The sequence below is a fragment of the Terrirhizobium terrae genome (genome assembly GCF_030323265.1).
In the GTDB taxonomy this organism is placed as follows: Bacteria; Pseudomonadota; Alphaproteobacteria; order Rhizobiales; family Rhizobiaceae; genus Neorhizobium.
This window is the reverse complement of sequence record NZ_CP104992.1, coordinates 1,575,372-1,585,000: the sequence shown is the minus strand read 5'-3', so window position 1 is coordinate 1,585,000 and position 9,629 is coordinate 1,575,372. Positions and strand designations below refer to the sequence as shown.

At 61.1% G+C, this 9,629-nt stretch carries 3 protein-coding genes, 1 rRNA gene and 3 pseudogenes (1 of these 7 only partly in view); 4 read left to right on the top strand and 3 right to left on the bottom strand.

Going from position 1 to position 9,629, the window contains the following annotated elements:
- A 16S ribosomal RNA gene (locus N7E02_RS15430) occupies nt 1–650 on the bottom strand; it reaches 831 nt to the left of the window's first position.
- A gap of 645 nt (nt 651–1,295) precedes the next feature.
- Here N7E02_RS15430 and hrpB point away from each other — a divergent pair.
- The 3 genes and pseudogenes from hrpB to N7E02_RS15415 all read left to right on the top strand — a co-directional run bounded on the left by hrpB (nt 1,296) and on the right by N7E02_RS15415 (nt 5,865).
- Nucleotides 1,296–3,808 (top strand): annotated as a pseudogene (hrpB, locus tag N7E02_RS15425) (ATP-dependent helicase HrpB).
- Between the two features lie 105 nt (nt 3,809–3,913).
- Nucleotides 3,914–5,226: pseudogene (locus N7E02_RS15420) on the top strand (ActS/PrrB/RegB family redox-sensitive histidine kinase).
- A 63-nt stretch (nt 5,227–5,289) separates the two neighbouring features.
- Entirely contained in the window at nt 5,290–5,865 is a 576-nt protein-coding gene (locus N7E02_RS15415; protein ID WP_286582975.1) for an ActR/PrrA/RegA family redox response regulator transcription factor, read from the top strand.
- A gap of 105 nt (nt 5,866–5,970) precedes the next feature.
- On the opposite strand, the pseudogene N7E02_RS15410 reads toward N7E02_RS15415, so the two are convergent.
- A pseudogene (locus N7E02_RS15410) lies at nt 5,971–6,458 on the bottom strand (MmcB family DNA repair protein).
- Between the two features lie 175 nt (nt 6,459–6,633).
- Here N7E02_RS15410 and N7E02_RS15405 point away from each other — a divergent pair.
- Nucleotides 6,634–7,305, top strand: a complete 672-nt coding sequence (locus tag N7E02_RS15405; RefSeq protein ID WP_286582973.1) for a L,D-transpeptidase — start codon at nt 6,634–6,636, stop codon at nt 7,303–7,305.
- A 75-nt stretch (nt 7,306–7,380) separates the two neighbouring features.
- Here the strand turns inward: N7E02_RS15405 and N7E02_RS15400 are convergent, their stop codons facing one another.
- On the bottom strand, nt 7,381–9,549 hold the full coding sequence (locus N7E02_RS15400) for a malate synthase G (protein WP_286582971.1): 2,169 nt from the start codon (nt 9,547–9,549) through the stop codon (nt 7,381–7,383).
- Between the last annotated feature and the right edge of the window lie 80 nt (nt 9,550–9,629).

Below are 9,629 nucleotides of genomic sequence, written 5' to 3'. Positions count from 1 at the left end.
GAATATCTACGAATTTCACCTCTACACTCGCAATTCCACTAACCTCTTCCATACTCAAGATACCCAGTATCAAAGGCAGTTCCAGAGTTGAGCTCTGGGATTTCACCCCTGACTTAAATATCCGCCTACGTGCGCTTTACGCCCAGTAATTCCGAACAACGCTAGCCCCCTTCGTATTACCGCGGCTGCTGGCACGAAGTTAGCCGGGGCTTCTTCTCCGACTACCGTCATTATCTTCATCGGTGAAAGAACTTTACAACCCTAAGGCCTTCATCATTCACGCGGCATGGCTGGATCAGGCTTGCGCCCATTGTCCAATATTCCCCACTGCTGCCTCCCGTAGGAGTTTGGGCCGTGTCTCAGTCCCAATGTGGCTGATCATCCTCTCAGACCAGCTATGGATCGTCGCCTTGGTAGGCCTTTACCCCACCAACTAGCTAATCCAACGCGGGCTCATCCATCCCCGATAAATCTTTCCCCCGAAGGGCGTATACGGTATTAGCTCCAGTTTCCCGGAGTTGTTCCGTAGGGATGGGTAGATTCCCACGTGTTACTCACCCGTCTGCCGCTCCCCTTGCGGGGCGCTCGACTTGCATGTGTTAAGCCTGCCGCCAGCGTTCGTTCTGAGCCAGGATCAAACTCTCAAGTTGAGAATTCAATCATGACTGATCACTATGTTCTGAATCGACGAGAACTTCATATGTACACTTGAGCGCTTCTCAGCGCCAATTTCCATGGTTCTCATATCAAAACGTGACCGTCATTTTGTCTTCTAAACAGACAATCCCTAAAGCCCTAAAGCCCCTCGAGACCGTCCGCGAAAACCCGCCGACCACGTTTCTCTTTCTTCCATATTCAATTGTCAAAAAACCGACACTACCGTCTAACCTAATAGACAGAAACGTCATCAATCCCAGAGCCAAACCGTAAACCCGGCTCCAGCAGCATGCGCCAACTTCTCTGTGATTGTCTCCAGATCGCCCCGGCCTCAACCGGTTTTCTCTAGAACGAAGGTCGTCGTCGCCAGCAGCGCCGCCGCCCTCGTCAGTGAGGTGGCTTATAGAGGGAAGGCCCGGATGGAGTCAACAGCCGTTTTTAAAAAAATGTCATTTTTCTCGAAACTCATGAAAGCCCGCGGATATCGCCTAATTCACGGGCAGGCTTATATTTTTGGCAATTACCCTGTCCGCGCCCGCCACTAGAGGAAGACGCGCCGTTGTGGCATTCGAACCGGAGAAAAGAGCTCCTTATATAGGGAGGGCCGACTGTTAAGCTCCGGCCCCTAGAGTACGCATATGGCACACACCAACCAAGACATATTCCGCGGGGCGGAGGAGCAGCGAAAAGCAGCACTTCCCATCATGGATGTGCTCGAAGAGCTTATGGCAGCTCTGCGCCATCACACTCGGACCGTTCTTTCCGCCCCGCCCGGCGCCGGCAAGACGACGATGGTGCCGCTGGCGCTGATCGACGAGGACTGGTGTTCAGGAAAAGTCATCCTGCTCGAGCCGCGCCGGCTTGCAGCGCGCGCGGCGGCATCGCGCATGGCGGCCCTGCTCGGAGAAGCGGTCGGCCGGACGGTGGGCTACAGGATGCGGCTCGATACGAAAATATCCGCCGCGACACGGATCGAAGTGGTCACGGAAGGCGTCTTCTCGCGGATGATCCTGGAGGACCCGGAGCTCGCCGGGATTTCGGCGGTAATCTTCGACGAATTCCACGAGCGCTCGCTCGACGCCGATTTCGGCCTGGCGCTGGCGCTCGACGCGCAGTCGGCGCTGCGCGAGGACCTGCGCATTCTCGTCATGTCGGCGACATTGGATACGGACAGGATCGCGACGTTGCTCGACGGGCCGCCGGTCATCAAGAGCGAGGGGCGGACATTTCCCGTCGAGATCCGCCATCAGGATCGCAATGCGCAGGAACGGATCGAAGACGCGATGACGCGCACGATCGCCGAAGCGCATCGCGCTGAAGATGGCTCGATCCTCGCCTTTCTGCCGGGACAAGGCGAAATCCAGCGGACGGCGGAACGCCTTGCCACCCGCTTCGGCCCGGAGACGGTGATCGCACCGCTGTTCGGCAACCTGTCGCAGCAGGAGCAGGACCTGGCGATCAAGCCGGCAGCGCCCGGCCTCAGGAAGATCGTGCTCGCGACATCGATCGCCGAGACCTCGATTACGATAGACGGCGTGCGCATCGTCATCGACAGCGGGCTGCAGCGCCTGCCCGTCTTCGAGCCCGCCACCGGCGTCACGCGGCTCGAGACCGTGCGCGTTTCCCAGGCATCCGCCGACCAGCGGGCCGGGCGTGCGGGGCGAACGGCGGCGGGCATCGCGATCCGGCTGTGGCATGCGGGTCAGACGGCTGCACTGCCCGCCTTCTCCCCGCCGCAGATTCTCGCAAGCGATCTTTCCGGCCTCGTGCTCGATCTTGCCCATTGGGGCGTGACCGATCCCGCCACGCTCGCCTTTCTCGACCAGCCGCCCGGCCCGGCCTTTGCCGAGGCAAAGACACTGCTTCAACAACTCGGCGCGCTCGACGGCGCGGGCGCCCTCACCGCGCAGGGGAGGCTGATGCGCGAACTGGCGCTGCCGCCGCGGCTGGCAGCGATGGTAATCCGTGCGACAGAGGCCGGGTTCGGACGAGAGGCAAGCCAGCTTGCCGTCCTTTTGACCGAACAGGGGCTCGGCGGAAGCGATGTCGATCTCGACGACCGGCTGCGCCGTTTTCGCAACGATCGCGGAGAACGGGCACAAGCAAGCCGGCGACTGGCGGACAGGATCGCGGCAGGCCTGCCTGGCAAATCTGATTCACCCGGCAAATCCGGCTCGAGGAGGTCACCACCGCCGGACGCCTTCTCATCCATGCCTATCCGGATCGCATCGCCCTGCAGCGTGGCGGGCGCGGGCGTTTCGTCATGGTCAATGGTCGTGGTGCCGAATTGCCGGAGACGGAGAGGCTTTCTGCAGCTTCGATGCTGGTGATCGCGGATCTTGCGGGACGGGCGGCGCAGGCCCGCATTCTCGCAGCAGCCGAGATCAACAGATCCGATATCGACGCGGAACTCGGCGACGCGATCAAGACGGCGGACGAAAGCTTTTTCGATCCGGCGAGCCGACAGGTGCGGGCGCGGCAGGTGACGCGGCTCGGTGCGATCATCTTTTCCGAAAAACCTCTGCCGAAGCCGAAGGGCGAGATGGCCGCGCGGGCACTTGCCGGCGGCGTGAAGCAGTTCGGTCTGCAGAGCCTTCCCTTCTCCAAGGAAGCATTGCAGTTGAGGGAAAGGCTGGGTTTTCTCCATCGCACTATCGGCCCGCCATGGCCCGATGTCAGCGACGACGCCTTGCTGAATAGCCTTGAAGACTGGTTCGTTCCCTTCCAGGGCGCGGCTTCGGGCCTCGACCAGATTTCGGCCGCCAGCCTGTCGGACGGGCTGCGCTCACTCGTGCCCTATGAATTGCAGCAGGATCTCACCCGGCTGGCACCGACCCATTTCGATGCGCCGACGGGCCAGCGCCATCCCATTCAATATGACGGCGAAGAACCCATGCTGACGATCAGGGTGCAGGAACTGTTCGGGCTGAAGACCCATCCCGCAATCGCCGGCGGCAGGCTGCCGCTGCTTCTGGAGCTCACCTCGCCGGCGCACCGGCCAATCCAGACGACCCGTGACCTGCCCGGCTTCTGGTCGGGATCATGGAAGGACGTGCGGGCTGACATGCGGGGCCGCTATCCGAAGCACCCGTGGCCGGAAAACCCGGCCGAGGCACTGCCGACCCATAGGGCGAAACCGCGTGGTACATGACAGCAAGGCCAGGGGCGAAAGACGAAGGGACGTGACAGAATGCCACGTCTTCGGGCGCGGCCCATGGTTCTATGAGGTCTTCGACAAAGATTGAAAGTAAAACCCATGGCTCATGCCGAAGATACATCTTCGCTCAGAGACGTCCAGTTCGGCCATAACAGCCGGCGCATAAGATTGCAGACCTTGATCTGGCTTCGCTGGCTGGCCGTGGCCGGCCAGACCGTGACCGTGTTCGCGGTCTGGGCAGTTTTCCGCTTTCCCATCCCGGTCGTTGAAGCTGCGATCCTGATCGGTGCGCTGGCGGTGGCCAATCTCATCCTGTCTGCCTGGTTTCCGGCGACCTACCGGCTGGGACCGAAATCGGCTCTGGCGTTGCTCTCCTTCGATCTTCTGCAGATGGCGGCGCTGCTTTTCATCACCGGCGGACTCGGCAACCCGTTTGCGCCGCTGATCTGCGTGCCGGTGATCATCGCCTTTGCCTCGCAGCCGCTTCGCCCGTCGCTCTTCCTGATCGCGCTGGCGCTCGTCTGCACGACGGCCCTCCCCTTTTCTCCCTATGACGTGCCCTGGTACGAAGGGAGCATCTGCGCATCCAGCCAGTGATCCAGCTCGGGGTCTGGTTCGCGATCGCCTCGATGATGGCCTTTGCCGCCTTCTATATCTATCGCGTGTCCCATGAAGCGAGCCAGCTCGCGGATGCGCTGGCGGCAACCGAGCTGGTGCTGGAGCGGGAAAAGCATCTGTCTCAGCTCGACGGTCTGGCCGCTGCGGCCGCGCACGAACTCGGCACTCCGCTTGCCACGATCAGCGTGGTGGCGAAGGAGATGGAGCGGGAACTGGCAGGCGACGAGCGGTTCAGGGAAGATGTCCAGCTGCTGCGCAGCCAGAGCGAACGCTGCCGCGATATCCTGCGGCGCCTGACCTCCATGTCGGCCGAGGGTGACGCGCATCTGAGCCGGCTGCCGCTGTCCTCGATGATAGAGGAGGTCATCGCACCCCACCGACAGTTCGGCATCGACATCAAGCTCATCGAAAAGACGGATGGCCGTCCGGAGCCGGTCGGCAACAGAAATGCCGGCATTCTTTACGGCCTCGGCAATCTGATAGAGAATGCTGTCGACTACGCAAAGAAGCAGGTGACGATTTCGGTGGAATTCGATGCCCAGCGTGTCAGGATCGGGATCGAGGACGACGGGCCCGGCTATGCGCCCGACATCCTCTCGCGGATCGGTGAACCGTATATGACGACGAGGACGCGTGAAGACCAGGCAGGCGGACTGGGGCTCGGACTATTCATCGCCAAGACGCTGCTTGAGAGATCGGGGGCGGAGATCCGCTTTGGCAACCGTGAAAACGGCCAGGCGGGGGCGCGCATCCATGTCGAATGGCCGCGGGCAATTATGGACCGGCCAATTTGATTTGGCTTCGATTTCGAGCCGTTCGATAATGATATGCGGGTCCTTCGACCCCGGAGAACACAGATGGAAACGACAGTGCAGCAATCAACCCAGCCGACCGAGGATTTTATCGGTCCAGACCCGTCCCTTCTGATCGTCGATGACGACGGCCCCTTCCTGCGCAGGCTCGCTCGGGCCATGGAGATGCGCGGCTTCGTCGTGGATATCGCAGAAACGGTGGCTGAAGGCATCATCAAGGCACGCCAGAAGGCGCCGAAATACGCCGTGCTCGATCTGCGTCTGGGAGACGGCAACGGACTGGACGTGATCGAAGCAATTCGCGAAAGCCGCACCGATACCCGCGTCATCGTGCTCACGGGATACGGCAACATCGCGACGGCGGTGACGGCCGTGAAGCTTGGCGCAGTCGACTATCTGTCCAAGCCTGCCGATGCCGACGACGTCTTCAATGCGCTGACCCAGAGGGTGGGCGAAAAGGCGGACCTGCCGGAAAACCCGATGTCGGCGGATCGCGTGCGCTGGGAGCATATCCAGCGGGTCTATGAGATGTGCGACCGCAATGTTTCGGAGACGGCGCGCCGGCTCAACATGCATCGCCGCACATTGCAGCGGATCCTCGCCAAGCGGGCTCCGAAATAAGCCCTAGAGTAGTTCCGCTCTTCTTCGAATGGCGACACCGCTCTATCTCTTTGATTTGACGCAGTTCCGGACGCAAAACCGCTTCGCACTTTTGCTGGAGCTGCTCTAAACGTCGTCAAAATTCCTGCCGGTCGACCATTCCGCCATCATCAGGCGATGGGCGGAGGCACGTGCGAAATCCAACATCAGCGTCTTGCGGCTGGCCGGCGCAAGCTTGTGGAGCGGTGCCTCGCGCAGCAGATGGGCGCCATAGCCGTCCGACAGCAGCAGGCCGCAATCCTCCGGGAAGATGTCGAGCGGAACATCCTTGTGGGTGGCGAAGATCAGGCGATCGCAGAACGCCCGGTATTCCGGCCATTTGCGATCGACGCGGAAATCCTCGATCGAGGTCTTGATCTCGACGATCCAGATCTCCCCTTGTCCGACACCGTGACGAGGTCGGCGCGACGCCCGCTGCGCAGCACGAGTTCCGGCAGGACCGCGTGGCGCATGTCGTGAAGCAGGATCTGCGCACCCTTGCGCACCATCATGGCCCGTGCCGACTGCCGGCCATCGATCAGCGGATTGTCATTCACAACGCTCAGTATCGTCATTTCGGTTCCTTGCCGCCCTTGCAGATGTTGCAAAAAGGCAATGTCTTTTCCCAATTCATCGCTCGACTTCCCGCAGTGCATCAAGGCGGCTTGCCAAGCATAATCGAATGGAAAATAACCATTCCGACGGGCGGAAGACGCCCATTTCAATCGATTCGTTCATCAAGAGACATCCATGCGCTTCCGCAACAGCATGCTCGCACTCGGCCTGTTGGCAACCGCTGCCCTGGCCGGCTGCTCGACCACGTCCGAAACCGCCCAGTCAGACGCACCGGTTCGCGTCGAGACCGCGCAGATCTTCACCGACTCGTATGGCTCGATGACCGATGCAGGGTACACCTTGCCGGCGATCCCGATCAACCGGGTGAAGTCTGAGTTCGTGCGCCAGATCGTCAACTACGAGACGACGGAAAAGCCGGGAACGGTCATCGTCAATACCCGCGAGCGCCATCTCTATTACATCATGCCGCGCGGCCGCGCGATGCGTTACGGCATCGGCGTCGGCAAAGCTGGCTTTGCATGGTCGGGCACTGCCTATGTCGCCTGGAAGCAGGAATGGCCGAACTGGCATCCGCCGAAGGAAATGGCTGCACGCCGCCCGGAAATCGCCCGCTATGTCGAGGACGGCATGGGCCCGGGCTTGAACAACCCGCTCGGTGCACGCGCCATGTATCTGTTCAATGAAAAGGGCCAGGACACGCTGTTCCGCCTGCACGGCACGCCGGAATGGGCATCGATCGGCACCGCGGCCTCTTCGGGCTGCATCCGCCTGATGAACCAGGACGTCATCGACCTCTATAGCCGCGTCCGTCCGGGCCGCAACACCAAGGTCGTCGTCATCCAGTAAGCCTGCTGGACGAGCCAGAAATAAAAAAGCCGCCGAAGATCTTCGGCGGCTTTTTTGTTGGTCGGGCAATGGCGGTCAGCCGGCTTTGGCCTTCAATTCCAGGCGGCGGCGGTGCAGGACGGGTTCGGTATAGCCGTTCGGCTGTTCTCGCCCGTTGAGGACCAGGTCGAGTGCTGCCTGGAAGGCGATCGAGCCGTCGAAATCAGCGGCCATGGCCACGTAGAGCGGATCGCCGGCATTCTGGCCGTCGACCACTTTCGCCATGCGTTTCATCGTCTCGACGATCTGGTCCTCGGTCACCACCTTGTGGTGGAGCCAGTTCGCCATGTGCTGGGCCGAGATGCGCAACGTCGCGCGGTCTTCCATCAGCCCGACATTGTTGATGTCCGGCACCTTGGAGCAACCGACGCCCTGGTCGATCCAGCGCACGACATAGCCGAGAATGCCCTGCGCATTGTTGTCGAGTTCGCGCTGGATTTCCTCCGGCGTCCAGTTGGGCCGCGGCGCGACCGGCACCGACAGGATATCCGAAAGCTTGGCGCGGGCACGGCTTTTGAGGGTCTTCTGGACTTCCGCCACATCGACCTTGTGATAATGGGTCGCGTGCAGCGTCGCCGCCGTCGGCGACGGGACCCAGGCCGTATTGGCGCCGGCCTTCGGGTGACCGATCTTCTGCTCCAGCATCGCCGCCATCAGGTCCGGCATGGCCCACATGCCCTTGCCGATCTGCGCATGGCCGGACAAGCCGCATTCCAGGCCGATATCGACATTCCAGTTCTCATAGGCCGCGATCCATGAAGCCTGCTTCATGTCACCCTTGCGGATCATCGGGCCTGCTTCCATCGAGGTGTGGATCTCGTCGCCGGTGCGGTCGAGGAAGCCGGTATTGATGAACACGACGCGGTCCTTGGCGGCGCGGATGGCCTCCTTGAGGTTGACCGTCGTGCGGCGCTCCTCGTCCATGATACCCATCTTCATGGCGTTCGCCGGCAGGCCGAGCGCCTGTTCAACGCGGGAAAAGATTTCGGCGGCAAAGGCCACTTCCTCCGGCCCGTGCATCTTAGGCTTCACCACATACATGGAGCCGAGGCGAGAATTCTTTTTCCGGCCATTGGCGCCAATGTCATGAATGGCGATCAGCGCGGTGACCATCGCATCCATAATGCCTTCCGGCACCTCGTTGCCGTCGCGATCGAGGATCGCCGGATTGGTCATCAGGTGGCCGACATTGCGGATCAGCATCAGCGAGCGGCATTTCAGCTCAAAGGTCGATCCGTCCGGCCCGGTGTAGTCTAGATCCGGATTGAGCTTGCGGGTAAAAGTCTTGCCGCCCTTGGAGACCTCTTCCGTCAGATCGCCCTTCATCAAGCCGAGCCAGTTGCGATAGACGACGACCTTGTCTTCGGCATCGACGGCAGCAACCGAATCCTCGCAGTCCATGATCGTGGTGATCGCCGATTCGGCCCAGACATCGGAGATGTTCGCCGGGTCATCCTTGCCGATAGCGGTCGTCGCATCGACGAGGATCTCGACATGGAGGTTGTTCTTCCTCAACAGGATCTGCGTCGGCGCGGCCGCATCCCCCAGATAGCCGGCGAATTGTGATGGATCGCTGAGACCGGTCACCTGGCCGCTTGTCAGCGTCACAAACAGGGCGGCATGCTCGACCTTGAATGAAGCCGTATCCTTCCAGCTGGTGCCGGAGAGCGGGGCGGACTGATCGAGGAAATCGCGAACCCAGGCAATGACCTTGGCGCCGCGGACCGGATTGTACCCCTTGCCCTTTTGCGCTCCGTCTGTTTCCGGAATCGCATCCGTGCCGTAGAGAGCATCGTAAAGCGAACCCCAGCGGGCATTGGCAGCGTTCAGCGCGTAGCGCGCATTCATGACCGGCACGACGAGCTGCGGCCCGGCGATCGCGGCAATTTCCGGATCGACGTTCTCGGTCGAGACCGAAAAGTCGGGACCTTCGGGCAGCAAGTATCCGATCTCGCGCAGAAACGTTTCGTAGGCGGCGAGATCGCTGGGGGCACCATTCTGCCGGTACCAGTCGTCGAGTTTCACCTGAAATGCGTCGCGCTTGGCCAGAAGCTCGCGATTCTTCGGCGCAAGGTCATGGACGATCCTGGAGAATTCGGCAAAGAAACGGTCCGCGTCCACACCCGTGCCCGGCAGGGCTTTCTCCACCAGGAACCGGTGAAGCTCATCGTCTACCTGCAGACCGGCGATATCCTTGCGTGCCATGCGGCTCCTCCTCAAATGCCTTTTGTTCTCCGTGCCGTCACATTGCGCGTGACATGACGGGTGTCAATGCGCCGAAAGCC